Origin of the sequence: Pseudofrankia coriaricola (assembly GCF_032027725.1) — a bacterium.
Lineage (GTDB): Bacteria > Actinomycetota > Actinomycetes > Frankiales > Frankiaceae > Pseudofrankia.
The window spans coordinates 1-24,966 of sequence record NZ_JASNFO010000075.1; the positions used below are offsets into that span (position 1 = coordinate 1).

Annotated in this window: 19 protein-coding genes; 6 read left to right on the plus strand and 13 right to left on the minus strand. The window is 74.6% G+C overall.

Annotation, left to right across the window (positions count from 1 at the left end):
* The 3 genes from QOZ89_RS33290 to QOZ89_RS33300 all read left to right on the plus strand — a co-directional run.
* On the plus strand, nucleotides 1–256 hold a 256-nt coding region (locus QOZ89_RS33290), incomplete at its 5' end, for a hypothetical protein (protein ID WP_397428891.1).
* Between the two features lie 213 nt (nucleotides 257–469).
* Nucleotides 470–694, plus strand: coding sequence for a hypothetical protein (locus tag QOZ89_RS33295; protein ID WP_312627691.1), 225 nt, complete (start codon nucleotides 470–472; stop codon nucleotides 692–694).
* Nucleotides 687–2,345, plus strand: coding sequence for a hypothetical protein (locus QOZ89_RS33300; RefSeq protein ID WP_312627693.1), 1,659 nt, complete (start codon nucleotides 687–689; stop codon nucleotides 2,343–2,345). The genes QOZ89_RS33295 and QOZ89_RS33300 overlap by 8 nt, the downstream gene beginning before the upstream one ends.
* A gap of 102 nt (nucleotides 2,346–2,447) precedes the next feature.
* On the opposite strand, the gene QOZ89_RS33305 is transcribed toward QOZ89_RS33300, so the two are convergent.
* From QOZ89_RS33305 to QOZ89_RS33325, 5 genes are all read right to left on the minus strand, one after another.
* Nucleotides 2,448–4,184 carry a hypothetical protein gene (locus tag QOZ89_RS33305; protein WP_312627695.1) on the minus strand — a complete coding sequence of 579 codons (1,737 nt, stop codon included), beginning with the start codon at nucleotides 4,182–4,184 and terminating at the stop codon, nucleotides 2,448–2,450.
* A gap of 172 nt (nucleotides 4,185–4,356) precedes the next feature.
* Entirely contained in the window at nucleotides 4,357–6,333 is a 1,977-nt protein-coding gene (locus QOZ89_RS33310; RefSeq protein WP_312627697.1) for a hypothetical protein, read from the minus strand.
* Between the two features lie 82 nt (nucleotides 6,334–6,415).
* Nucleotides 6,416–8,605, minus strand: a complete 2,190-nt coding sequence (locus QOZ89_RS33315) for a hypothetical protein (RefSeq protein ID WP_312627699.1) — start codon at nucleotides 8,603–8,605, stop codon at nucleotides 6,416–6,418.
* 161 nt (nucleotides 8,606–8,766) lie between these two features.
* A complete protein-coding gene (locus QOZ89_RS33320; RefSeq protein ID WP_312627702.1) occupies nucleotides 8,767–9,579 on the minus strand; it encodes a hypothetical protein in 813 nt (270 codons plus the stop codon).
* The gene (locus QOZ89_RS33325; RefSeq protein WP_312627704.1) at nucleotides 9,576–10,388 is read right to left on the minus strand and encodes a hypothetical protein; all 813 of its coding nucleotides are present in this window, start codon (nucleotides 10,386–10,388) and stop codon (nucleotides 9,576–9,578) included. Before QOZ89_RS33325 ends, QOZ89_RS33320 begins: the two co-directional genes overlap by 4 nt.
* Nucleotides 10,389–10,667: 279 nt before the next feature.
* Between QOZ89_RS33325 and QOZ89_RS33330 the strand changes: the two genes are divergently transcribed.
* A complete protein-coding gene (locus tag QOZ89_RS33330) occupies nucleotides 10,668–11,243 on the plus strand; it encodes a DUF6431 domain-containing protein (protein WP_312627706.1) in 576 nt (191 codons plus the stop codon).
* A 494-nt stretch (nucleotides 11,244–11,737) separates the two neighbouring features.
* Here QOZ89_RS33330 and QOZ89_RS33335 read toward each other — a convergent pair whose 3' ends face one another.
* From QOZ89_RS33335 to QOZ89_RS33365, 7 genes are all read right to left on the minus strand, one after another.
* Entirely contained in the window at nucleotides 11,738–11,974 is a 237-nt protein-coding gene (locus tag QOZ89_RS33335) for a hypothetical protein (protein ID WP_071049042.1), read from the minus strand.
* Between the two features lie 133 nt (nucleotides 11,975–12,107).
* Nucleotides 12,108–13,538 carry a hypothetical protein gene (locus tag QOZ89_RS33340; RefSeq protein WP_071049043.1) on the minus strand — a complete coding sequence of 477 codons (1,431 nt, stop codon included), beginning with the start codon at nucleotides 13,536–13,538 and terminating at the stop codon, nucleotides 12,108–12,110.
* Complete coding sequence (locus tag QOZ89_RS33345) at nucleotides 13,535–14,284, minus strand: hypothetical protein (protein WP_071049044.1); 750 nt, start codon at nucleotides 14,282–14,284, stop codon at nucleotides 13,535–13,537. Before QOZ89_RS33345 ends, QOZ89_RS33340 begins: the two co-directional genes overlap by 4 nt.
* Before the next feature lie 7 nt (nucleotides 14,285–14,291).
* On the minus strand, nucleotides 14,292–15,626 hold the full coding sequence (locus QOZ89_RS33350) for a hypothetical protein (protein ID WP_071049045.1): 1,335 nt from the start codon (nucleotides 15,624–15,626) through the stop codon (nucleotides 14,292–14,294).
* Nucleotides 15,623–17,560: a hypothetical protein gene (locus QOZ89_RS33355; protein WP_312627710.1), complete on the minus strand. Its 1,938-nt coding sequence runs from the start codon at nucleotides 17,558–17,560 to the stop codon at nucleotides 15,623–15,625. The genes QOZ89_RS33350 and QOZ89_RS33355 overlap by 4 nt, the downstream gene beginning before the upstream one ends.
* Nucleotides 17,557–19,899 carry a type IV secretory system conjugative DNA transfer family protein gene (locus QOZ89_RS33360; RefSeq protein WP_312627712.1) on the minus strand — a complete coding sequence of 781 codons (2,343 nt, stop codon included), beginning with the start codon at nucleotides 19,897–19,899 and terminating at the stop codon, nucleotides 17,557–17,559. The genes QOZ89_RS33355 and QOZ89_RS33360 overlap by 4 nt, the downstream gene beginning before the upstream one ends.
* The gene (locus tag QOZ89_RS33365; RefSeq protein ID WP_241841746.1) at nucleotides 19,896–20,600 is read right to left on the minus strand and encodes an RNA polymerase sigma factor; all 705 of its coding nucleotides are present in this window, start codon (nucleotides 20,598–20,600) and stop codon (nucleotides 19,896–19,898) included. The genes QOZ89_RS33360 and QOZ89_RS33365 overlap by 4 nt, the downstream gene beginning before the upstream one ends.
* 636 nt (nucleotides 20,601–21,236) lie before the next feature.
* On the opposite strand from QOZ89_RS33365, the gene QOZ89_RS33370 reads away from it, so the two are divergent.
* Complete coding sequence (locus QOZ89_RS33370) at nucleotides 21,237–21,698, plus strand: hypothetical protein (RefSeq protein ID WP_071049049.1); 462 nt, start codon at nucleotides 21,237–21,239, stop codon at nucleotides 21,696–21,698.
* Nucleotides 21,691–23,379 carry a hypothetical protein gene (locus tag QOZ89_RS33375; protein ID WP_312627714.1) on the plus strand — a complete coding sequence of 563 codons (1,689 nt, stop codon included), beginning with the start codon at nucleotides 21,691–21,693 and terminating at the stop codon, nucleotides 23,377–23,379. The genes QOZ89_RS33370 and QOZ89_RS33375 overlap by 8 nt, the downstream gene beginning before the upstream one ends.
* 263 nt (nucleotides 23,380–23,642) lie before the next feature.
* On the opposite strand, the gene QOZ89_RS33380 is transcribed toward QOZ89_RS33375, so the two are convergent.
* Nucleotides 23,643–24,884 carry a hypothetical protein gene (locus QOZ89_RS33380; RefSeq protein ID WP_312627716.1) on the minus strand — a complete coding sequence of 414 codons (1,242 nt, stop codon included), beginning with the start codon at nucleotides 24,882–24,884 and terminating at the stop codon, nucleotides 23,643–23,645.
* Between the last annotated feature and the right edge of the window lie 82 nt (nucleotides 24,885–24,966).

Below are 24,966 nucleotides of genomic sequence, written 5' to 3' on the forward strand. Positions count from 1 at the left end.
CCCGACGATCAACCAGGTCTGGATGTGGGCAGCGGTCCTCGCCGGCTGGATCTCCGCGCTGCTGCAGGCGATCAGCGGCTACGACCAGCACGCCGGCCGCGCGCACGCCGCCCGGTTCCGACACGACCTACTCCTGGTCCCCGGCCGGCTCGTCCGCCACGCCGGCCAGCTGACCCTTCGCCTGCCACCCGGCCGCGGCGACCTGCTCACCGACGCCCTCGCCGTACTGCGCGCCCCGCGCCCCGTCACCAGCTGACGGTCACCCCAGCCCGACCCGCGCACCCGTCGCACCATCCCACCCGACCGCACCGCCACTCTCCCAGCACCCAAGGACCCGGAACCGCTACCCCGGAGCGCATCCGGACCTCCCGCATCCCCGAAACAAGGAAAACCGCCCCCCAACCCGATGCCGATCAATCAGGGAGCCCGTCGACGATCTCCAGCAGCGCTACTGGCGGATTTAGGTCAGATGGAGGTGCATCAGGCTGGGTTCCGGCTGGAGGCGTGTGGGGTTCGCGTCCACCCGCCGTACCCGATAGGTGAGGAGCGGGTCGAGGCCGGTGACGTCCGGCCGTTGCTCGTGGCTGCGGCGGCGCGGTTGGCGGCCGGGATCGATGCGGCCGTGGACCCGGTACCGGTCGCCCACGCTGCGATTTACACCCGATACGCGCTGCGGGCGCTCGGTGATGGCTGACCCGGCCGGAGGTTCTGGCCGGCTGACCTACGGCGCGTTGGTCGAGCAGGCCCGCCGGGCCGCGGCGTCCGCCGCCGGCACGCCACCCTCTCCGTCGCCGGGCCGGGAGTATGCCGCTGGCGAAGCGGCAGGGCTGGCCCTGCTGGCGGTGACTGCTGGTCGCCACGTCCGCTTCCTCGCCCGGCCCGTCAAGCCCACCCATCCGGCCCGGCTGCTGGCCGGCCACGCCCAGGTCGTCAGCCGGGCGCTGGTCGGCATGGGCCAACCCGACCGGCCCGCGGCGACCGCGAGTCGATGGCACGGGGTCGCGGAACGGCTCGCGATCGCGCATGACCTGCTGCTGGCCCGGATCGGCCCGGATCGGGAACCGCTCGGCCCGGACGCCCGGCTGCTCACCGACCCGGACGTCATCGCCGCGGCCGCCCGCCAGGTCGCGGACATCCTCTTGCTGGCTGCCAAGGCCGCCGACGACGTTGTTGCCCGCTCGTCGACCCCAGCTCCAGGCGGACGGATCCGGGCCGCGCTGCTCGCGCCGTCGACGCTGTGGCCGCTTCGGCTGGTGGCGGGCCTCGGCGACCCGGCCGCCGCCGTGGCCGACCTGCGCGGCGGGATGTCCCGGCCGTATGTGTTGGACGATGTCGGCCCGTTGCTGGGCGATGATCATGCCCCGGTGCTGGACCGGCGGCTCGCGCAGTTGCGGCTGGCGGTGCACGCTCTTGGCCAGCCCGACCGCGGACCTGGGCGTGATCTTTTGGTCGCGCTCGCGGACTTCGGACTGGCCACCTCGGTGCAGGCGGGCCAGGCGGTCGGCCGAGCCGCCGCGTACGCCCGTATCCAACGAGGTCACCCGTTCGCTGCCGCCCGCGGTCAGGCCTCCGCCTCAGCCGACGCCTGGCGAGCGGTCCTGGGCTCGATGCGCGACCTGCGATCCCTGGGCAGCGACGGCGCCCGGGTGATCGATCTGACGGTCAGCCTGCGGCGTCATCTCGGCGACCTGGTCGAGGCCCCCGACCAGCCCGGAGCACCCGCAGGACCGGCCGCCCTGACCGCTGTCCGCAGCGCCGTGCTGGTCCTCCCTGACCTCGCGGCCGGCAGCGCGATGATCGCCAGCCGGCTACGGGGCCACGACCTGCTTTCTCGGGCCGTTGGAACCGGGCACTACGCCCTGGCGCCGTCGGCCACCGTCGACGGCCTGCTGGCCGCCTACGCGGGCGCCGCCGAAGCATCCCGACGCCTGCTCGGCGCCTGCAACGCGCTACCCGGCGAGATACCGTCCCCGCGCTTGGCCTCCTATCTCGCGGCAAACGCGCCACGCGCCGTGGATCAAGCCCCGGCCGTTCGGCCCAGGCGGGAAGGCCCGTCCGAGCCAGGGCACAGCTGGGCTGAGATCCGTGACGAGGCGCGGGGGGTGATCCGCTGCCCGACCGATCATCTCGTCGCGGCGCTACGGCACAGCGACGACGCCCTGCGCGGCATGCTGCACGTGGCCGCGCCAGGTGTGACGCTCACCGGCGAGGAGCGCCGTCTCACGCTGGCGGCCCTGGTCGCCACCCACCTGCCCTTCGGCGGCTACGCCACGCTGCCCCCCGGCCAGCCGCCCGCCCTGCCCGAGCCGGGGCCGCCCTTGGACGCCGACGGTCCGGGGCTCTAGAACCGCGACCACCCCACTCGGGCGGGCCAGGGTTGGGCTGTTCTTCACTCGCGGGGGTCGTGGCGTGGACGAAGGTCAGCGCGCTGGTCGCGCCGGGGGCGGTCACAGTGCCAGATCGTCGGGCGGGTCTGTCGGGCCGGAAGGGCCGTCTGTGGACGGCGTGGCTGTGGTCGGTGGGACGTCTACTGCCTCGGGGGTGATGTCTGTTGGTGGTGGGGTGAGGTGGAGTTCGTCGGCGGCGTGGAGGGTGGCGAGGGCGGCGGTCACGAACAGGGGTTGGGTGGGGTGGGGTGGTGGGAGCCAGGGGCGGCGGGTGAGCATCGCGGCGAGCTGGTCAGGGCGGTGGCGTAGTGCCTGGTTGAACAGGTCTTCGTCGATGAGGAGCTGTCCGTGGACGGGGTCGTCGATGCGCAGGGTGCCCTGGCCGTCCTGGCGCAGGGTCGCGGCCTCGCGACCCGGCCCGGCGGTGGCGGGGTGTGTGGGGGCGGGGTTGGGGTGGATGTTCGCCGGGTCGAGTGCTGGGCTGGGTGGGTTCGTGCTGGGGAGGGTGGTGACGCCGGGGCCGGCGGGGGTGGCGGTGACGATCGCGGTTTCGCGCAGGGTGACGAGTAGTTCGCCGGGCTGCGGGGGCAGGCCCGCGGTGGCCCGGGCGGCCAGTAGGGCGGTGACGGTGGGCCAGGCGGTGCCGCGGACCGGGACGAGGTCGTCGGCGGGCAGGACGAGTCGTGGCAGCGGGGCGTGGGGTTGGACTTCGTAGCGGCGGCCGTGGTCGTCGTCGAAGGCGCGCAGGATGGTGCATTCGGTGAAGCGGGGGTCCTCGACGGCGGTGGCGACGGCGCCGGTCGCGAGGATGTCGGGCCCGTCGGGGGCGTGTCGGGTGAAGGTGGCCTGGACGTGCCAGGGGCCGGCGCGCAGGGTCCAGGTGGGGTGGCCACGCCAGGGATGACCGGGCAGCGATGCCGCGCGGGGGCGGATGAGGTAGCTCTGGCCGGCGGTGTCGTCGACGGCGGCGAGCACGGTGCCGGTGGCGCGGCGGGCGGGGTCCGCGGCGTGCAGGAGAACAGGGGTGCCGGGCGGGTAGGGCTCGTCGGGTGGTCCGGCGGCGACCGTGAGGATCAGGTCGTGGTGGCGGCGGAGGAAGTCGTGCTGGCGGCGGGTGATGTCGCCGGCACGGGCACGCTGCAGCGCGCTGACGAGTACGGCGAACAGCGCGGAGTCGGCGTCGGCGTCCTCCCAGCCGGGCACATCGTCACGGCTGCCGGAGAACACGACCACGGGCGGCTGCCCGGGGACGGTCTCGCTGATGCGGTAGCCGAGAGTGTCCCCGCCGGGGCCGGTGGCTGGGTGCAGGTCGATGCGCATGGTGTCCTGCTCGAAACGGCAGGCCGGTCGGTCGCGGTGCAGGAGCCGTCCGTAGCTGACCGGCGGCTGCTGCCCGGCGCGCACGATGCTGGTCCTGGTCGGCCGGCGGCCGCGGGCGGCGGTGGCGGACACCAGGTGGTCAGAGAGGTCGGTCCGGAGCGGGCGGTCGGGCTGCCGTGGGCGCAGAACCTGCTGGATCGGCTGCGGGATCACCCAGCCGAGAGCCTCCTCGAGCTCGGCCAGAGTGGGGCTGCCGGTTGCCCAGGCCTGTTCGCGGATGCCGCCGCCGTGTAGATCCACGACCAGTTCGGCGACAAACAGCGCCGGGCCGGCGCCGGCGCTGAGCCGGTGATGCAGCCGCCAACAACCGGCCTGCACCGTGATCTCGACGGGTGCCCGCTCGTCGCCACCTGCCCCGGCCGGGTGGTGGGGTGGGACCGGTCCACCGGCGCCAGGGCCGGGCTGCGATGGGATCACCTCTGCCTCCTGCGCTGGTGGCCGGACGTTCGATGCTGACCCACCGGGACACCCCGGCACGCACCGCCGCGGCCCTCGCCAGACGTCGGCCGTCGGCACGTGTCTGCCGTCGTCCTTGGCACCTCCGGGCCACGGCTGGGCCTGGGCTGGTTCCCTTGCGTGGACGGGCGGGTCATGGCCCGTCGAAGGCCGGTGGCTCCGGCGGCGCGGGCGGGTAGGCGTTCGGGGGGCGGTCGGGCTCGGCTCCTGGCGGCGACGCCGGCCTGGCAGCGGCGGACCGGCCGGCCGGGTGGTTCACCATGCCCGGCTCGCGCGGGGGCGCGCCGGCGGTGGCGTCGTGGTCTGTGCTCGGCGGGGTGTCCGGCGCTGTGGGGTGAGAGGGCGGGAGGTCGTCTCGGGCGTGCAGGACGGCGAGGGCGGCGGCGACGTCGACGGGCAGATCGGCGGCGGGTAGCCAGGGGCGGTAGGACAGGAGGTCGGCGAGCCTGTCGGGGCCGAGGCTGCGGGCGGCCTGGAAGTCGGATTCGCGCACGACGAGGCGGCCGCACAGCGGGTCGTCGATCTCGCGCAGCTCACCGACGCGGCGGCTGGAATGGACGCGCCGCGGCCGGGTGGGGCGGTCGTCGGTGAGGTCCAGCGGCTGCGCGCCGTCGGTCAGGTCGGATGGGGGGTTCGGCCCCGGCGCGTACTGGTCGACGGTGAGGCCGTGCGGGCCGGCGACGGCGAGGCCGAGTTCGGCGGCGGTCGGGAGAACCTCACCGGGCTGCACGTCGAGGCCGGCGAGGCGCCGGGCGTTGAGAAGGTCGTCGACGGTGCACCAGCCCGCGGGGCGCACGACCGTGACGGCGGAGTCGGGGAGGACGACTGGGCCGATGGGCGCGTCGTGGGGCTGGACCTCGTAGGACAGGCGGTGACCGCGGCCAGTCAAGGCACGCAGGACGGTACCGACCGTGAACCGCGGGTCGTCGAGGGCCCGGACCAGCGCGCCAGTGGCGGCGGGCGGTTCCCGGCCCGCCAAGCCGCGGGGTGGCGGCTCGGTTCCCAGGGTGGCGGACAGCTCGTCGGTGGCTGTTTGCAGGGTCCAGCCGGGGTAGATGGACCAGGGGTGGCCGGGCCGGTCGGCGAGGTCGGGTCGCCACAGGTAGGCCACCGGGCGGGTGTGGCCGTCGGGGCCGGGCACGACGCCGCGGACCGTCCCCTCCGGCTCGCCGGTGTGGGTGACGGCGCGGACCCGGGTACCGGCCCGGTAGGGATGCGCCGGTGGCTGTGCCGCGGCGGCGAGGGTCGCGGCGTGGCGGGTGATGAAGGTGCGCTGGCGGCTGGTCAGCGCCGGGGTGTGGCGCAGCACGTCGGGCAGCGCGAGCACGCCGCGCAGCGCGTCCTCGACCGTCGGGCGGGCGGTGAGCTGGCCGCGGGCGTCCTCGCCGGCGAAGACGACCGCCTCGCCGTCGAGGATCCGGTAGGCCGTCAGCCCGGGCGACGCCGCGCCGCTTCCCGGGCCGGTGAGCAGCTCGACCCGTAGGTCGCCGTGGGTCCAGGTACGGATGGGGTGCTCGTCGTGCACCAACCGGCCGTAGCTGACCGTGCCACCGCCGCCCAGGCCGACCCGACTCGCCCGCCACGGCCGGAAGGCGCTGCTCCCGGCGGTCCGGTCGATCAGGCCGGCGCCGCCTGGAAGGCCGGTGGAGGGGTCCAGGTCCGGTCCGGCGCCGGGAGGGTGCTCGACGGGCGGCGGGGGGAACGTCGTCAGGAGCCGTTGGACCCGCAGCGGCACCGCCCAGCCGAGCATCTCCTCCAACCGCCAGAAGGTCGGCTGCCTCGTCGACCAAACCACCGACCGATCCCCGCCCGCCCCACCCGCTGTGGTCAGCTCGGCGGCGAAGCGGCGGCCGAGGGCGTCGGCGACCTTGGACAGCCGCCACCAACCCACCGGCACCTCGACCCACACCGAACCGTCCAGCGGCGATCTCCCACCCGGCGGGGCGGGCGGGTCGGCGGCGCCGCGCCGAGGTGGGGTCAGCCAGGCCGGGCCGCGGCCGGCCCGTTCCGACCGGCCGGCATCGGGCGCGCCGCCCGGCGCCGGGTCGGCCGGTCGGCCGTCGTGGGCCAGGTGGGCCAGGTGCCGTGGCGGTTCTGTCGAGGACGCCATGCCCACCGACACTGGCCAGGCCGGTCATCGGACAGGGCACCGCGCGAGCCCTCGCCACAGCCACCGTGCGGGTTCGGGCTTCCTACGGCCAGGTGTCGACCGCCTGCACCCGGGCAGTCGGCGGATTGGCGTGGAAGACGCACGCGATGACGTCGGCGATGCCTGCGCGGGTGCGCTGACCTGCGGGGATGCCGTGCGCGATGTCCTTCGCGGTGACATTCGCGGTGACGGTGGCGATGTCGGATCTGGCACCGTCGGTGATGTCAGCGCGGCCGGCTCCCTGAGCGCCGGCCGGGTGGTCAGGTTGGTGTGCCGCGGCTCGGGTGGCTGGGCTTCGCGGGCCTGAGCCGGTGGCGGCGGTGGGCGGGTGGCTCACCGCCGGACGTGATCTAAAGTCCGAGGTCCCAGGGCGTGTCGCGGCCGGGTGGGTCAGGTGACGTGGCCGGCAGGTCGTGGGATGGCCCGGTGACCGCAGGACCCACCACGTCCGCGGGGGCCCGTCGAGGGTGGGAGCGACGTCGTCGCGGGCGTGGATGACGGCGAGGGCGGCGGCGACCTCGAGGGGTCGTTCGGCGGGTGAGAGCCAGGCGCGGCGGTTGAGGATCTCGGCGAGGCGGTCGGCTCCGAGGTGTAGCGCCTGGTGGTAGGTGGCGGTGTCGACGGCGAGGTGGCCTTGGGCCGGGTCGTGGACGTGGACGGTGTCGCCGACGACGTGCGCGGTGTGACCCTGTCTGAAGCGGACGGGTCGCAGCGGGCGGATCCTGTTCGTGGCGATCTCGACGGGCTGGTCGCCGAGGGTTGCGTCGTCGCGATAGTCGTACGGGAGGATCGGGCGGTCGGGTGGGTCGACGCGTGGGGCGGGTGAGGTGTCGAGGACGGTGGCGGTCCACTCCCAGGTGACCAGTCGTTCGCCCGGGCGTAGGGGCAGGCCGGCGCGGTGGCGGGCGTGGAGGAGGTCGTGGACGGTGCGCCAGGCGGTGGTGCGGACCGGGACGAGCTGATGGGCCGGCAGGACCAGGGGGCGCAGCGGGGCGTCATGGGGCTGGATCTCGTAGGACCAGGCGCCCCTCGACCGGGTGAACGCGCGTAGCACGGTGCCGACCTCGAACCGCGGGTCGTCGATGGTGCGCACCACGGCTCCGGTCGCCAGCCAGCCGGCGTCCGGCAGGACGGCGCGGCCGCCGGGCGGGGTCAGCGTGTCGGTGATCTGGTGCCAGGGCGCTCGCAGTGCCCAGTCCGGGTGGGCGTGCCAGGGGTGGCCGGGCAGGTCGGCGATGTCGGGGCGCCACAGATAGGTCAGTTCACCGCCCCTGCTGACCGTCGCGGCGCGCACGGTGCCGGTCGGGCCTTCCTCGTCGATCCACAGCAGGCAGACCCGGGTGCCGGGCGGGTAGGGCTGCTCGGGGCTCACCGCCGCGTCGAGTTGGGCGCCGTGGTCGTCGAGGAAGTCCACCTGCCGGTCGGTGAGCCCGGCATCGCCCCGTACCCGTGCGGCCGGCGAGCGCAGCGCGACGCGCAGCGCGGTCTCGATCTCGGCCCTGACCTCGACGTTGTCACGGACGCCGACGCCATCGCCGGGTGGCCGGTACAGGCCGGCGAACATCACCCGGTCGTGCTGGTAGATCCGGTAACGGTATGTGGCCACGTCCGGGTCGGTGTCGGGCTCGTCGAGCAGGACCTCGGCGCGCAGGTCGCCTGAGCGCCATTCCCGCAGCGGATGTTCGTCATGCAGGAGGCGTCCGTAGCTGACCGCCCCGGTGGTGCTGTGGCGTACCTGGCTTGCCCGCCACGGGCGGTAGATCGCTGTCTGGATGGCCTCGTCGGGTAGCCAGCCGGACACGGCCTGGCGGTTGCGCAGGGAGGGGCGGGGCGGCTCGGTGGTCAGGATGCGGCGCACCGCGGACGGCACTGCCCAGCCAAGGGTTTCCTCCAGCTGCCACAGGTTCGGCGCCTGCGTCGTCCACACGACCGCCTCGGGCTGGCTGGCGGTCGGGGTGGTGGAGAGTGTGGCGGCGAACTGGCGGCCCAGGCCGGTGGGGTCGGTCATGGGGAACAGCCGCCACCAGCCCGCCGGGGTCTCGATCCGTACTGGTGCCCAACCTCGGGCGGCGGCGAGGTCGGTCACGGGCGGCGACGGCCGGCCGGTGTCGGCCGGGCTGTGCGACTGCCTGCTGGGACGGTGCCGAGGGGCCATGGCCCGGCCCTGTGCCGCATTGTCATCGCCACCGACCGCCCGGCGGCCCTCGCCGAAGCCCTCGCCCGGAGCCGTCACCGGTCTGGTCGATGCCTGGCCGGGTGTGTGCCAGGCCCCTTCCGGTTTCGATCCCCATCCAGTTCCGGTGGTCCGGTCGGCTTCGGATGGCGCCGCCGTCTGATCCGGCGTCTCCGCGAGGCGGCGCCCTGCTCGCGTGATCGGGGGCGGGACTCCGGGGTTCATGGGCCTGGTTCGAGCGGCGGGGCGGTGGTGGGGGGTTCTGGTGGGGTGGTGGGTTCGGGGGTGGGGTGTGGCCGGTGGGATGCGTCGGGTGGGCGGACGAGGCGGAGAGGCGGGCCGTCGGCGGAGGGGGCGGATGGCTGGTGGTCGGTGGGTGGGGTGAGGTCGGTGGCGGCGTGTTGGGCGGCGAGGGCGGCTTTGACGAGCAGGGGTCGGTTGGTGGTTAGGAGCCAGGGGCGGCGGGTGAGGAGCGCGTCGAGGTCGGTGGGGTGGTGGCGTAGCGCGGTGTGGAAGAGGTCGGCGGGGACTTCGAGGTGGCCGTGGACGGGGTCGTCGAGGGCGATGGTGTCGCCGATCTGGCGCAGGGTCGGGGCCTGTCCGGTCTTGTGTCCTTGATGCGGGTGGCTGGCCGGGTGCAGGGGGGTGGTGTCGACGGCGATCGGTGTCTGGCCGGTGGGGTTGAGGGCGGGGCTGGCGGGGTGCGCGACCGGGAACGGTCGGCCAAGGCGCGGCCCGTCGGGGCTGTCGAGGATGCTTGCTGCCTCGCGGACGGCGGTGAGTAGTTCGCCGGGTTGGAGTGGCAGGCCGGCGGTGGCGCGGGCGTCGAGGAGGTGTTGCAGGGTCGGCCAGGCGGTGGAGCGCACGGGGACGACGTCGCCGACGTGCAGGAGGACCGGGGGTAGTGGTGCGTCGTGGGGTTGGATCTCGTAGTGGATGCCGGAGTTGGGCCTGTCGAAGGCGCGTAGGACGGTGCCGGTCGCGAAGCGCGGGTCGTCGATGGTGCGTACGACGGCGCCGGTGGTCAGGATCATGAGGCCCTGGGGTTTGGCGAGGATGGTGTCGGGGCTGGTCGGGGTGTGGGTGGCGTCGGCGCGGGGGGTGCGCAGGGTCCAGGTGGGGTGGTCGCGCCAGGGGTGGCCGGGCAGGGCGGCGGCGTCGGGTCGGAACAGGTAGCCGGGGCCGTCGGCGTCGTTGACGGCGGCCAGGACGGTGCCGGTGGCCCGGTGGTCGCGGTGGGCGGGGCGGACGGTGATGCGGGTGCCGGGTGGGTAGGGGTGGTCGGGCGAGGCGGCGGCGGTGGCGGCGAGCAGTTCGGCGTGTGCTGGTAGAGGAAGTGGTGTTGGCGGGCGGTGAGGGTGTCGGGGAGCAGGAGGGCGTGGCCGAGCACGTGTTTGAGTGCCTCGCGGACGGCGTCGTCGGAGTCGGCCAGCACCGTGGTGGGTGCGTCGGTCACGACGCCGGAGAACAGGACGGTCGGATCCGTTCCGGGAGCGGTCTCGTGGAGCCGGTAGACGATGGTGGGCCGGCGGTCGAGGGCGCCACGGAACAGGTCGAGGCGGACGGATTGGTGGGTCCAGCGACGGGTGAGCTCCTCGGCGCGCAGCAACCAGCCGTAGCTGACCGGTGCGGGGTCCCCGCCAGGCAGCCAGAGCACGCCGGTGAAGTCGCCGGCGACTTCGCTTGCCCGGGTGGGCCGGTGCGCAGTGCGGGCGTCGTCGTCGGGCAGCGGCATCGGGACCGGGTGTCGTTCGGCGGCCAGCCGCAGGGGCGGGGCGTGGGCGACGCGTAGGACGTCCTGTGCCGCATGGGTAATCGCCCAGCCGAGGCTGTTGGGCGGCACTCACGATGCCCAGGTCGCGGGCACGAGTCGAGCGTTGAGCATGCCGACGGTCGGGGGCCGCGTTCCTCGTTCGTCGGCGGCGGCACCTCGCCGATGAAACGTCTCCGTGCGGCGGGAGCTGTGGCTCGCCGGGAACGACGGCGCGACTGTGTCGGCGCGGTGTCGGGGTCGGTATCGAGCGTCGGCGGCTTGCCGGCACGGGTGATCGAGGGCCAGAGTGCAACACCGGCCGCCCCTTTCGGGCGGTGACAGCCAGGCCGGAGCCTGACGGGATGGACGATGATCGAGGTCTTCGACACGGCGGCGGCTCGTCGGGCGCTGGCGCGGCGGCGGCTGCGCTGTCCGGACTGCTCCGCGCCGCTGGCGCCGTGGGGCCGGGCCAGGACCCGTACGGTCCGCGACCGCGACGGCGTCCAGGTCACGGTCCGCCCGGACCGGGCGCGCTGCACCGGCTGCCACGCCACGCATGTCGTACTCGACGCCGGCCTGCTGGCGCACCGTGGCTACACCGTCGGCGTCGTCGGCCGGGCGCTGCTCGCCGCGGCCAGCGGGCTGGGCCACCGGCCCATCGCCGCACGGCTGGCAGTCCCCGAGGGCACCGTGCGCGGCTGGCTGCGCCGCGCCCGGGGCTCGGCCGGGCGGCTGCGCGAGATCGGCGTACAGACGACCGTCCTGCTCGACCCGGACATGCTGCCGGTCCGCAGGCGCACCGACCCGCTCACGCTCGCCCTGGACGCACTCGGCGCCGCCGCGCTGGCCCTCGGCCGCCGCTTCGCCCGCGAGGACACCGACCCGTGGGCACGGATCAACATCCTGACCCGAGGCCGCCTGCTCGCGCTGTTCCCGACCGGCTGATCCGGCGGCATCGTTCCCGGTCCCCGCCTGCCCGAAAACAGGCCCGGACACCCTGGCTCCGCCGACCATCGCGTCGCACGGAATCTCCGCGCCCTTCACCGCGACACCTTGCCGATGTAGCCGACAGCGTGCCGATGAGAGTGCCCGATTCGCCGGCCTACTCGTCGGCATCGTGAACGCCGCCTTCATCGGCATTCTGAACGCCGGGCAAACAGCCGAGGCCTCCTCGAGCAGGAAAAGCGCGGGCCGCACGGTCTTCCACACCGGCTGCGGCTGGCTGGCGCCGGCGAGGTGGGCGCTCAGGTAGGCGCCGTAGCCGGCCAGGTCGCCGTTGTCGTCGTACATCCGGTGCAGGTCCCAGCGGCCGGCCGGGGTGGTGATCGTGACGAGGGGCCGGCCGGGTCTCGGCCTGGTCTCGCCGCCCCGGCCGGGTGGGGGCGGGGTGGGTCCTGTGGTCGTTGGCATCGTGAGCGCCGGGTGGCGGTGCTGGCGGGCTACTGCTCGGCCGGCGCGGGAGTGGTGGGTGGGTCGGGTTCGGTGAGGGCGTTGAGGATGTCGGTGGTGTGGACGCGGTAGGTGCGGCCGTGGCGGTGGACGGGGACGGGGAAGCGGCCTTGGCGGGCCAAGGTGTAGGCGAGGGTGCGGCCGAGGTTGAACGCGCGGCCGGCGGTCACGAGGTCGACCGCGGCGGGGAGCTCGCGTACTTCGGCGAGGGTGAGCGGGGTGTGCATGGAAGGGGTCCTTGTCCGGTGGGCCCTTGTCCGGTGCCACGGGCGGGGCGAGGCGGGGCTGGGCGGTGGCGATGTTCTTCGTGGGTTCGTTCTGGCGTGCGGATCCTGGGTGTCTGTCGGCGGCGCTCGTCGTTTAGAGGCCGAGGCCGAGGTCGAGGGCGTCGGGTGGCGCCCTGTGGGCGAGGGGCGTGTTCGCCGGGTTGCCGTCGAGGCGCGTGTCGGCACCCGACGCCAGGGTGAGCGTGCCGTGCTGCCCGGCCGGTTTCTGGATCTGGAACTCGGTGGCGGGGTGCACTGTGGCGTCGGGGTGCGGGTGTTCAGGGGCGGTCCGGAGCTGGCCGGGGGTGAGGCGCAGGGCGGCGTGGGTGAGGCGGTCGGGGTAGCGGGCGAGAAGAGCGGTGGCGAGGGTCCGATGGGGCGTGACGGTGTGGCCGGCGAAACGGGCCAGGGCCTCATGGGAGGCCTCGGCGAGGAGCTGAGCTGTCTGCCGGGCTTGGAGACCGGCCTGGTCTGATGGCCTGGCGACGCCGGGGTGGGCCGGCTGTCGGTCCGCGAGGTGGGTGAGCTGGCCGTGGGCGAGGCGGGCACGGACCGCGTCGGCCGGTAGGCGGGCCATGCGCTGTTCGAGGCGGTGCAGTGCCGTCTGTTCGTGGGAGGTGCCCAGGAGCCAGCCCGCGCGGGTGCAGATGGCGCGCAGGGCACCCCGGGTGAGGTCGGTGGGGGTGGTCGCGGGGCGGGTGTGGTCGAGCAGGGCGCGGATGGTCTCGAGGTCGGTGCTGGCAAGGCTGTGGCTGGCGAGGGTTGGGTGGGTCAGGTGCAGGACGCCAAGGGCGAGCAGGGTGTCATCGACGCCGCGGGGCTTGGCGCGGGTAAGCCAGGCGCGGCCTGCGGTGGCGGCGTGGAGGGTGGCGTCGAGGGTGTCGAGGGCGCGGGCGGCGCCGTGCCAGTCGACGAGGTCGTCGCGCAACGCGCCGCCGGCGGCAGCGGCCGGGGTCGGCGGGTGGGGTGGGCCTGGGGTGGCTGGGATGGTCAGCAGGGTGTTCGCCGGGATGCCGTGGTGTAGGGCGGTGGTGAGCAGGAGCAGGCGGGGCAGGTCGGGGTCGGAGTGGCGGGTGGCGTGCGCGATGCGGGTGTGGGCGGCGTAGGCGTCAAGGGCGCGGGACAGGTCGTGGCCGGCGAGCGCGTCGAGTTCGGGCAGGCCGGGGCCGGTGGGTGCGGGCTGGCCGGAGTGGAGGATCAGCTCGCCGATGGTGTGGGCGGTGGTGGCGAGGATGGCCGGGTCGAGACGGTGGTGTGCGGCGACCGCGTCTAGGGCGTCGATCTGGGTTGTTGTGGGCTGGCCGTGGGCGGTGGTGGCGAGGTCGTGCAGGGCGGTGAGCAGGTTGTCTCGGGGTGCGGGCAGGGGTGGTGGCGGGCGGGTGGGTAGGGCGCGCAGGGCTGTGGCGGTGTCGGCGGCGCGGGCGCGGCGGGCGGTGGTTGAGGCGGTGGCGGGCAGGCCGTGGCTGGGCCAGGGATTGCGTGTACGGGACCAGGGGCCGTCGGCGCGGCCGACGGCGCGGCTCACCGGGTGGTCTCGCGCGAGATGTGGTCCGGCTGCGCGCGAGGGTCCCCCGGAGCCGCCGAGCCTTCCGGGTCCGCCGGGTCCGGGGGTGGCCTGGTAGGGCTGCCGACGCGCGGGTTTGCTTCGTCCGCCGCGGTGCTGAGGTACGGGGTGGCGCTTGGCGGGTTATCGAGCGTGGTGCTCGTCGGTGCTGTCGTCGTTCCCGCCTCGCCGGTCGAGGCGTCCGGGTTGGCGGTTGTCGCCCCGCGGCCCGCTACCGCGTCCGGCATCGCGGTCTCTGGGTCTGGGCCGGTACCGGGTGGGGTGTGGGTGGTGCGGCGGCGAAGCGCGGCGAGGTGGTGGGCGCGGGTGGCGGCGGCTTTGGCGAGGGTGCGGGCGGTGGCGCGGCGGCGGGTGGGCAGCAGGACCCAGCTGGTGACGGTTTCGCGACACAGGTAGGTGGTGCGTCCGACGCGGATGGCGACGACGCCGGCATGAGCGAGGCGGTGGATGAGGTCGGGGGCGACCGGGTCGCCGGCTGCCTGGGCGGCGAGGGCGGCGGTGGCGCGGGTGACGGTCTCCTCGGTCGTGCCGCCACCCCGACGAGGCACTTTGATGATCTTTGGTCGGCGCAGGGCGGTGAGGTCCCAGGCGGGTTCGGGCCCGCTGTCGGGCTGGCCAGGGTTGCGGCCGGCGCCGCCGGTCGGGTTGGTGTCGCAGATGCCAGGGGGTTCGGTGGGCGGGTTGGCCGGCGGCAGGGGGTGGGGCATGGCGGTCCTACCAGAGGTCTGGTTCGTCGAGGTCGAGGGCAGGCGGGTCGGGGTTCTCGGCGGGTGTGGACGGGTCGGGAGGCTGGGAGGCGTCCGAGCCGGGGGCGGGTGGTTCGGGTCGCAGGTAGTCCGACAGGTCGGGTAGGAAGGGGGCGCTCGCGGCCTTGGGTGGGCCGGTCGGGCCGGTGGGTGCCGGCGGCTTTTCGGGGACGACATCCCGCGGGTGGGGAGCCGCGGGGTGGGCGTCGGGCGGGGTGTCGCTGGTCGGGCCTGAAGGATCGGGTCGGGTGGAAGGGTCGGACGGCGTCGTCGGGTGGGGTGTGGTGGCGGGGTCGGTGCTGTGTCGGTGGGTGGCCGTGTGCGGGGTCGGGTTCGGGCGGTAGGGGTCGGGGCGGCCGGTGACGTCGGCGAGGCGGGTGGTGCTGGTCAGGGGGGCCGGGTCGGTGGTGGCCGTGGTGGGCAGGCAGATGTCGGGGAGCTGGTCGGGGGTGTGGCGGGCGGCGAGGGCGGCCAGGGTGGCGTGCGCGGTGGTGGGGTGCAGCTCGCCGTAGTGCGGGTGCAGCAGGGCGCGCAGCTGGTCGCCGGGGACGGCGAGGGCGTTGTGGAACCGGTCGGAGGCGGCGGTGAGCCAGCCATAGGTGGGGTCGCCGACGACGGTGTTCGGGCCGTCGTAGGTCACGGACACGGTGGCCGGGGGTGTGGCGGGGTAGATCGGGACACGGCCGGCCGGCTGGGCGTGGCCGGCCCGGGTGGGCTGGGTCGCCCCGGTGGGCTGGTGGAGTTTGCGGAGGTAGGCCTGTTGGGCGACGCCGTGAGCGGCGACGGGGTCGGGGAAGGGGCCGTGCAGGATCAGCGCGTCGGTCTCGATCGCGTGCAGGTAGCCCCACCAGGTCGCGTGGGCCACTGGCAGCCGTTTGGCGGGGTCGCGGCGGAGTAGGCCGCGGCGCGCGCCCGGCAGAGCGCGGGTCGGGGCGGTGTTGGTGTGCCATTCGGTGATGGCGATGACGTCGCCGAGGTCGGTGAGGCGAGGGATCTCGTAACCGCGCCCGACCTGGGTGGGACGCCAGTTCTGGTGGGTCCAGCCGGCCCGGGTGTTGGGGTCGGGCCAGGCGGTGGAGACGACGATCTGGCTGCCGTTCGCGCCGCTGACCGGGACGTCGAGCAGGACGCCGGTCGGGTGCAGCCGGCAGGAGACCAGCCGCGGCGGCAGGTTCCACCGGGCCGGCGCGTGCCGGGGCGCCGCGCCGGCCGGCGGTTCCGGCTCGCGTGCAGGGAACGTGGCATCGTCATCGGGCTGCGGTGCTGCGTGCGGGCTCGGCCGCGGAGGCGGAGGCGTGGTCACAGGCCCCCACAGCCAGGCGGCTCGATCCCATCCGCCGGTGATGCCTGTTCTGGCCCCCGGATCTGTGGTGTGTATCCCGCGGACGTGTCGGTGGGGGTGGCGCCGCCGGGCAGGGCGGTGAGTGTCCTGCCCGGGGTGTCCGGCGGTCCGGTCGCGGGGCTATCCGGGCCTGGTCCGGTCGGATGTGGCGGATGGGTCAGGGCGTCGAGGGCGGCGGGGGCGTGTTTGGCGGCGAGGTAGGCGGCGACCAGGGGCGGGTGGGGGCCGGCGGGTAGCCAGGGATGGCGCTCGAGGATGGCGGCGAGCTGGTCCGGGCGGGCGGCCAACGCCGCGGCGAGCGCGTGCTCATCGACAGTGATGAGGCCGTGGGTCGGGTGGGCGAGCCGGCAGACGCCGCCCGACGCGCTGATCGGGATGACGCCAGGCGTCGGGGCGGCGGGCTGGCCGGGTAGGGGTGGGACGTCGACGGGGTCGACGCGGCCGGTGGGGTCCAGGGCGGTGTCGACGGTGTCGAGCTCGCTGACGACGGCGAGGTGCGGGCCGTGGGGGCCCTCGGCGGCCAGGGCGTAGTCCCGCACCGCGATGATCAGCTCGAAGGGGCGCAGGTCGAGGTCGGCGACGGCGCGGGCGAGCAGCAGATCGGTGGTGGTACGCCAGGCGGTGCCGGCAAGCGGGGTGACGTCGGTGGCGCCCAGCAGGACGGGACGGGTCGGCGCGTCGTGAGGCTGGATTTCGTAGCGGGGGGTGGGGCCGTCGCCGGCGTAGGTGCGTAGCACGGTGCCGACGGCGAAGCGGGGGTCGTCGAGGGTGGCGACGACGGCGCCGGTGGCCATCACGGCGTCCTCGCCGTCGGGGGTGTCGGTGTTGGCATCGGCGGTGTCGAGGGTGGCGGTGACCTCGCGGACGCTCGCGCGCAGCGCGAGACGGGGGTGGTGGCGCCAGGGATGGCCGGGCAGGTCGGCGACATCGGGCCGCCACAGGTAGTCGAGCCGATCGCCGTCGCGGTCGGCGGCGGCCGTGGCCAGGACGGTGCCGGTGGTGTAGGCGCCGTCGGCGTCGACAACGGCGGCGATGCGGGTGCCTGGCGGGTAGGGATGACTCATTGGGCGGGCAGCGGCGGCAAGTGCCGGCCCATGGGCGGTGAGGAACTGTCTCTGCCGGTCGGACGGGCGGCCGCTCGGGTGGCCGGTGGTGACGGTGGTGACGGTGGTGACGACGGCGCGGATGACCTCGGTGGAGTAGGGCTGCCAGCCGGGAGCGAGGGGGGCGTCGTCGCCGGCGAACACGACCTCGCCGCGGTGGGACACCCGGTAGGACAGCAGATACCCGCCGCCGCCCACCGTGGTCGGTACCGGTCCGGCCCTGACGATCTCGACGCTGGTCGGGCCGTGGTCCCAGCGGCGGGTGGGACCCTCGCCGTGGCGTAGCCGGCCGTAGGTCGCGGGCGCATGGTGGGCACGCAGCACCAGGCTCGCCCGCCACGGCCGGCAGTCGGACCGGCTACCCGCCTCGGGCAGCGACACCGACGCCGCGGGCGGGAGCACGGTGGAGCTGGCGGCTGCGGGAGGGCGCGCACGCTGGCGGCCGGTCGTCGCCCACGGGGCTGCGGCCTGCAGGGTGACGTGGCCGGCCAGCGGAAGTGCCCAGCCCAGGGCTTCTTCCAGCCGCCACAGCGTCGGCTGGCGGGTCATGAACGCCGGCCGGCCGCCCCAGCGCGGGCCGACCGGGTCTGTGACCAGCTGCGCGACGTACTCCCGGGTCGCCTCCCCACCGCTGACGAGCGGGAAGATCCGCCACCAGCCGGCCGGGACCTGGATGCACAGCGGATAGGCGTTCGGGTCGACCCGCAGCTGGTCCCCGGCCAGTCCCGGCCCGGCCGATTCGGCCGGCGGGACGGGCTCGTCGGCGAACGCGCCGCCGGGCATGGCCGTCATCGCCTCCTCCGCGGGAATCGGCGCGCTGACCGCGACGGGCCTGCAGGCGTGTCCTGGCCGGGCGCGCCGCTACCGGCGCGAAGGCTGGCGCCGTTCGAGGCGCGTGGGGAGGCACGCCATGGCGCGCGCCCGGCGCGCGAGGGGTCAAGGGCCGGGTCGGCGCGCCAGGGCGCGTCGTCGTCCTGGCCGCGTCCCGCTGGCAGTCCCCAATCCGCGCCGGCGGCGCGGCCCGCACCGTCAACGCGCCCAGCCATCCCTGTCGCGGCGCGCGTCGCGGGGCTTCGCGCGCCGCCCGCGGCGCGGTTCCTGCCACCAGCCGCGCCACGGCGGGCGCTGCCGGTCGCGACGGGCGGCGCGTCGCGTGCAGGGCTGACGGCAGCGTCCGGGCGGCCGTGGGCCAGGCGGCGCAGGGCTGGGTCCTTGAACCAGTAACGGCCACGCAGGTGGATGGGCGGCAGGGTGCGGTGGATCAGCAGCGCCTCACCCGGGGCGACCTGGCGCAGCAACGCCGCCGGCAGCAGCTCCAGCCGGGTCGGGGCTTCGGACAGGCCGGTGCGCCCGCCGCCGGGGCTGGAGTCGGTGGAGACGGTGCGCGCGGCGATGTGTTCCTGGCCGAGCAGACTGGCGGCGTAGTCGAGGCTGGACCGGTCCGACAGCCCGGAGAAGAAGACCTTCGTGGGCGCGTTCGAGACGACGATGTCGGCCTTGGGACCGTAGGCCGCGTCGATCTGGGCCTTCGACTGGTAGAGCAGCATCAGCACGACGCCCATGCCGGCGCAGGTCGAGATCCGCGCGGGCAGGGAACGCATCGGCCAGTTCCCGGCCTCGTCGATCACCACCAGCAGCGGCGGGTCCAGGGGCCTGCCGGTGCGGCCGACGCGGGCGTAGACATCGCGCAGCAGCTCGTCGACCAGCCCACCCAGCACCGGTGCGAGCCGTTCGGCGTCGTCGAGGTCCGCGCAGACGTAGAGGGTGTTCGCCCGCCGCCCCGCCGCTGTAGACCCCGGCCGTGCAGGCAAGTCGGGCTCGGACCATCCCGTCCACCAAGGCTCGTCCTGGTCGGCGGGCCAGGAACCGGCGGACGAGCCGGCGGCTCGGGCGGAAGTGGCGGTGGGGGTGGTGCCGAGGAGCCAGTCGAGGTCGAGCGGGGCGCCGCCGGTGGGGACGGCGCTCTGCTGGACGGAGGTCTCCTGCCAGGGACGGACCATCTGCCGGGCGACCAGATACACCGACGAGCGCTGCCGCGCATCCGACGCCCAGACCGCGCCGAGAGCCGCGTTGACCTGCCGCCCCTCGCCCGCGACCTCGGGATCCAGGTGGTCGGCGAACGCACCCGCCAGGCTCAGCACCGTGGTCTTTTCCTGGGTGGTGACCCAGGTGACGACGCTGTCCATACCCAGCCCGGCCTGGGCCGCCAGCCAGAACAGCAGCCCGACGAGGTCCTCCCCCGCCGACGCCCAGAACGACATGTCCCCCGAGCCGCCCGCGTTCCAGTCCGTACTCGCGGCCACCGACCGCGCCGCGCGCCGCGCCCCCGACAGCCGGCGCGAGACCAACAACGGCGACCAGCCCGCGCCGACCCGGCCAGTTGCGCCGGCCGGGTCGAACACCCGAACCTCGCCCACCGCACGGCGGCGCGCCTCGGTCGCGCCCAGCAGGTCCGTCTTCACGCTCAACGCGAGCACCGGGCCGTCCCACTCGAGAATCGCCGGGACCGCCAGCGCCGCGGTCTTCCCACAGCGCGTCGGGCCCAACGCCAGCACCGCGCCGCGATCCGACCGGCGGCGTTCGGCGCCGCGGCGCAACCGGCGCGGCACAGCGACATCCAGCGGCCTGGCCGCGTCTTCGGTCGCGACCAGCCGGCTACGGCCGCCGGCACGCACCCGACCCAGCACCAGCCGGCCCGCCGCCGGCCCGGACACCAACAACGGTGCGAGGTCGGACAGCCGGGCGAAGCGGGCCTCCGGATCCAGCCCCATCCGCCGCCGCCGCGCCACCCCGACCCGACGGCTCGTCACCGCGAGCAACACCGCGACCAGCACCGCCGCGAGCATCAACAATGGGACGGTGACCGCCCAGTAGCCCGTCGGACCCGGCAGCTGCGCGGCCACCGGCGCCGGCCAGGCCCGCGCCGGCTGGCCGGGATGCGCGGCCAGGGTCGGGATCGCCCACGCGGTGTCGTGCAGGCCGACAGGCAGCGGGTGGTGCGCGCCGAACAGCAGCGCGGACAGCTGCGCGCCCGTCCACACCGCGACCGCGGACGCACCGAACGCCGCCGCACCGGCCACCAGCAGCGCCTCGGTCGACAGCGCCGCCCCGCCGGTCGCCGGGCCGGTCACGACGCCACCGCCCCGGCCGGCACGAGCTCGGCACGCAACGCCTCGACGGCCACGTCCCGGCGCGCCCGCACCGCACGCTCCGACACCCCGGCCCGCGCGGCGGTCTCCTGCTGTGACAGGCCAAGGACGCCGAGATCGGCCAACACTCGGAGCCGCTGCGCGGGGATCCCCGCCGCCCGCCCGTCCAGCAGCACGGCGAACAACTCCCCCGCCGCGGTCGGGCCTCCGGCCCCGCTGGCCGTGGCCGAGGTGTCTCCCGCGTCCGGAGCTGACGTGCCGGGGCGCGGGGTAAGACCCGCGGGGTCGGTCAGCCGGTCGACCAGCGGCACATAGCCCACGGCCAGGCCGACCGCGTCACCTACCAGGTTCGCCGCGACCTTGACCGGCCGCCGCTCGACCGGGTAGCAGCGGATCACGATCCACGCCGACCCGACCAGCTCAACCAGCAACTGGTCAAAGGAAACGCCACGGCGGTGACAGCGCCGGCGCGCCTGGCCGGTCAGCGCCGGCATCAGCCGCTCCAGCACCACCCGCGCCGCAGCCAGATCCCCCGCCCGCGCCCGGCGAACCAGCGCGGCCAACACCGCGTCCGCCTCACCCAACGGCACCGTGAGGTCCCGGCCGCAGGCGGCGAGCACCGCCACGACCGACGCGGTATGCGGCGCGAGCAGCGGGTCGCAAGACCAGCGAGCCAACCCCACTGCTGCCTCAGTCCCGCCGGCCCATCGTTCCCACTCCGCCTGCCAGCGCCGCAGGACCACCGACCGCGGCGTGAAGATCACAGGGCCGGCTGGCGGCCCGCTCCGATGCGACATGACACCGCACGGTCCGAACCGGTACCACCGCCACCACCACCGCGAACGACATCGTCCCTGTCACTCCGGCCAGGCCGTCGTCCCCACAGACATCGCCGCGGACATCGCCGCAGCTCGTCACCGGTATCGACATCCTCGCGGGAACGGCGTCACAGGCCTGGCTGTGCCGCCCCCGACCAACCCGTGCCCCGCCGCGAGGACTCGAGGCAGCGGCGATGTCCGACGTGAGGGCCGCCGGGATGGCCGGTGCGCGCAGCGTCGCAGGTCATGTCGTTCCGATGGATCGACGCAACGATGCTCAGTGGGGCCTCCAACTCTGGCAAACGACGTCTGAAGGACACACCCCGGATGGCACGCACCCCCGGGTTTTGCACAGGTGCCGGACGGAGTGTTCTTGGCGGTGTTGGGCGGGGTGTTGTGGATACCGAGGTTTGTCCACAGGCCATGGCGCGCGGCGACACGCGGCGGCGAGCGGTGGTGCACTGCGCCCGTCGGATCGTCTGGCTGAGGAGGAGCTTGGTGATGGTCAGGGATGGTCGGGAGGCCGGTTCGCCGGCGGGGCCGGAGCCGGCGGATCCGATGGACCCGCGGTACGGGGTGGACCCGGTGCGGTGGCGCGGAGTGGCGATGGCGTTGCTGGCGGCACCGCCGTCGCTGGAGGCTTCGGCGGGGCTGTTGGAGCACGCGGGCGCGGGGCTGCTCTTCCCGTCGCTCACCGACCGGCGTCGCGCGATGCGGGCACGCACGGACGTGTCGTCGGCGGCGGCCCAGCTGGAGTGGGCCGGCCTGGTGGACGGCCCGCCCCCGCCCCCGCCCGCGGTGTCCGCATCGTCGGGGCCGGTTGGTTGGGCCGAGGTCCGCGAGGTCCTGGACGCGGCGGTCACGATGCTGGGCCGCTGCGCGCAGACGGCGCCAGACCCGATGGCGACGGCCCGGGCGGTGCTGTACGCACGGGACGCGCTGAGCGCGATCGACGATGGCTGAGCCGCTCACCTACGGCGGCCTGGTCGAGGCGGCCTGCCGCGACCTCGCCACCGCGGTCGTCCAACAGCCGCCCGGGATCGCCGACGGTGCCGCCGAGGATGCCGCCGCGTTGGTCGACCTGCTCGCGCTCGCCGGCCGGCACGCCCAGTTCCTCGGCCAGGCGGCCGGGGCGCGCAACCCCGCCCTGACGCTGGCCCGCCATCTGTCCGAGGCCGTCACGGCCACCCGCCCGATCCTGCCCACAGCGTCCGCGGCGCGCGGGGACCGGTGGCGCCCCGCGGCCCTTCGGCTGGGCGTCGCCCACGATCTGCTCGCCGCGCAGATCGGCCCGGCCGGTGAGCGACGCGGCCCGGACGCGGCGATGCTGCGTGACCGTGCCATGATCGCCACGGCCGCGGGCCGGCTCGCCGGCCTGGTGGTACTCGCCGCCGACAGCGCGATGACAAGCGCCGACCATCTACGCCGCCACATCCTCGACGCCGCGACCCCAGCACACCCCACGTCGAGTAACGACCCTCCAGGACTGGACGGGCAGGGTGCCCACGCGGCGCTGACGGTCGCCCAGGCGCTCGACCGCGTCGGACAGGTCCGCGATGCCGCGGCCAGACTGGAGCACGCCCCCGCCCGAACCCCCGGGCCGACGGCGCTCGACGAGATCACCCCGCTGCTCGGCGACGAGACCGGCCACCCGTTCGAGCAGGCAGTCGAGAGGATGCGCTACGCCGCACACACCATGACCTGGCCGCAGCTGCGCATGCACGGCGCCGCGCTACGCACCGTCGCGGAACTCGCCGTGACGGTCACCTCCTGGACGACGAAACTGGCCGGCTGGGCCCAGCGGCACAGCCGCCAGCCCGCGCAGGACGCCTACGCACGCGCGACGACCCAAGCCAGACGCGCCACGCTGCAATGGCAGAACATCCAGGAGATCCTTGGCCCGCTGCGCACGCTCGGCCTCGACGGGCGCCATGTCGACGAGCAGGTCCGCAGGCTCGCCCGCCAGATCGATACCGGTCCGCGGGCCGCCGCGACCCCGGCTGCCCTGCTCGCCGCCCGACGGGCGGTCCTGCTCCTGCCCGAACTCGCCGCCGCGAGCAGCATCGCGACCCACCACCTCGCGGGCGACGGACTCCTCAGAGTCGCCACCGTCACCGGTATCTGGGTCGAGCCCCCAGCGCGGGTCGGGGAACTGACTGGCGCGTATCGCGCCGCGGCCAGCGCCTCACGCAACCTGGTCGACGCCTGCGCGGCGCTCCCCGGCCCGCAGCCAACACCGGGGCGGGCGCGCTACCAGCCTGACCTCGACACGCCCGTCCTCACCGGGCAACGACGAGCGCCACGACCACGACGTCCGGCGCCACCGCCCAGGGATCAGCTGATCTCGATCCAGGACCCCCACCACGGCCAGCTGACCTGCGACACCGACCTGTTCGAACGCGCACTGCGATTCCCCGACCCCAACCTGTGGGACATGCTGCGACCACACACCACCCGGCTGCAGCTCACCGGCACCGAATCCCGCACAACACTCGCAGCCCTCGCCGCCATCCACGCCCCGCAGTTCTTCGCCCCATCACCACGAGCCACAACCGAACCAGCCGCCACCGAAAATCAGCCCGACGGACCCAGCCAAGACCCCGGCGACACCCCACCGCCGCAGGCCGACAGCCTCGACCTCTGACGCACACCGCACATCGGCCAGAGGAACGATTCGCCGACAGCCTCGATCCGGCCGGGGTGATCGTGGTCTGCTGGCCGCGATCGCCGAACTGGAGGTCGCGCCACAGCCATGACTGCGATCACGCCGCGAGGCCGGATCAGCAGGACGGTGGTAACTCGACCACAGGGATCAGCACCAGATCCCTGGCCACAGGTTCAGAGGCCGGCGAGACGCGTGCGCGCACCACTGTGACGACCGGGGCCGTCGACAGCTACGCGGCGTCGTCAGAAGCCGGCGGCGTCGAGAATGCGCAGGAACGCGGGACGGCGCCGGTTGTCGGCGCGCAGCTCCTTCAGGTAGCTGGCGAAGCCGTCGGGGTCGCCGTGCTGTTCGTGGGCGGCGCGCAGGGGCGGCAGCAGCGCCTGGGCCTTCTGGTCACGGTGCCTGTCGTAGGAATCGGCGTGCAGGTGGGTCTCGATGAGACGCTCGTAATGGCCGATGACGTCGCCTGGATGGCCTTCGGCCTGCCAGATTTCCAGCAGCTCGGTCAGCAGGCTGGGCGTCAGCGTGTCGACGTGTGCGCTCCCGACCTGCCATGCCTCGCCGGGCCGCCCTTCAGCCAGCAGCACGCGGACGAGGTTGGCCGCCGCGGCCGGCTGGCGGATAGCCCTGGCCCGTAGCGTGTCGACGGCCCAGTCCGCGAGACCCGCCCGGCCCGCCCGGGCGCCGGTCTCGACCAGCGCACGGAAAACCTCCGGTGTCGGACCGCGCTCGAAATCGGCCTGCCGTTCCGCGACCGCTGCCTGCCCGTCGTCGAACCGCAGAAGCAGGTCGACGTAGGCGTCGCGCAGCGGCTCGGCGGCCGGCCGCGTCGCATGCTCAGCCAGACCGCTACGAGCCCAGCCCAGCGCCTCACCCGCCCGGCCTGTGTCCCGCAACACAATGACGATCTTCAAATACTGGTCCGGGCCGCTCAAGTCCTCGGCGAGCACATCGACGTACCAGCCGACATCACCGGACACCTGAGCGAGCTGTTCGCGCAGCAGCCGGGTCGCGACCCACGTCCACCAGTCCGCCTCCGGATCCGCCCCCGCACCGCGCTGCTCCACCAACCGGCCGATCTCGCCAAGCCCACGCTCGCCCAGAGCCGAGGCAAAATCCGCGAGGACGATGTCCGGCCAGCCAGGGCCGTCGTAGGCCAGCTTCACCAGCCAGCCCGCCAACGACCGCGCGGGCGGCGGCGCGGACGCACACGCCCGCGCGTACAACGCCATCACCGCACCCAGGTCGTCACCGATCACACCGGAGGAGTCGTCGAGGTACTGCAACCCGGCCGTCATCCGGCCCACCGCCCTGCGCAGGACCGGAACCGCCACCGCTGCCTGCCCCGAGTCAACCAGCCGCGCGCACCGATCCACCAGCTCCCGCGCGTCGCGCGAGTACTCTCGCCGGCCCGCATACGGCGACCTGCGCCGGTCCCGCCGCAGCCGGTCGACCACGACAGTCAGATCCTCCGACGACACCACCCACCCATCTTCAGCAGAAGTCCGCAACGAACTCTGTGGCCCATCGGTGTTCCACGGCTGCCCGGCGATGTAGCGACGCGAG

Bases quoted from the DNA above. Each gene is read 5' to 3' on its own strand.
- QOZ89_RS33355 (WP_312627710.1), bottom strand. From the start codon at position 17,560: ATGACGGCCATGCCCGGCGGCGCGTTCGCCGACGAGCCCGTCCCGCCG.
- QOZ89_RS33310 (WP_312627697.1), bottom strand. From the start codon at position 6,333: ATGGCGTCCTCGACAGAACCGCCACGGCACCTGGCCCACCTGGCCCAC.
- QOZ89_RS33295 (WP_312627691.1), top strand. From the start codon at position 470: ATGGAGGTGCATCAGGCTGGGTTCCGGCTGGAGGCGTGTGGGGTTCGC.
- QOZ89_RS33345 (WP_071049044.1), bottom strand. From the start codon at position 14,284: ATGCCCCACCCCCTGCCGCCGGCCAACCCGCCCACCGAACCCCCTGGC.
- QOZ89_RS33370 (WP_071049049.1), top strand. From the start codon at position 21,237: ATGGTCAGGGATGGTCGGGAGGCCGGTTCGCCGGCGGGGCCGGAGCCG.
- QOZ89_RS33320 (WP_312627702.1), bottom strand. From the start codon at position 9,579: ATGATCCTGACCACCGGCGCCGTCGTACGCACCATCGACGACCCGCGC.
- QOZ89_RS33330 (WP_312627706.1), top strand. From the start codon at position 10,668: ATGATCGAGGTCTTCGACACGGCGGCGGCTCGTCGGGCGCTGGCGCGG.
- QOZ89_RS33335 (WP_071049042.1), bottom strand. From the start codon at position 11,974: ATGCACACCCCGCTCACCCTCGCCGAAGTACGCGAGCTCCCCGCCGCG.
- QOZ89_RS33375 (WP_312627714.1), top strand. From the start codon at position 21,691: ATGGCTGAGCCGCTCACCTACGGCGGCCTGGTCGAGGCGGCCTGCCGC.
- QOZ89_RS33300 (WP_312627693.1), top strand. From the start codon at position 687: ATGGCTGACCCGGCCGGAGGTTCTGGCCGGCTGACCTACGGCGCGTTG.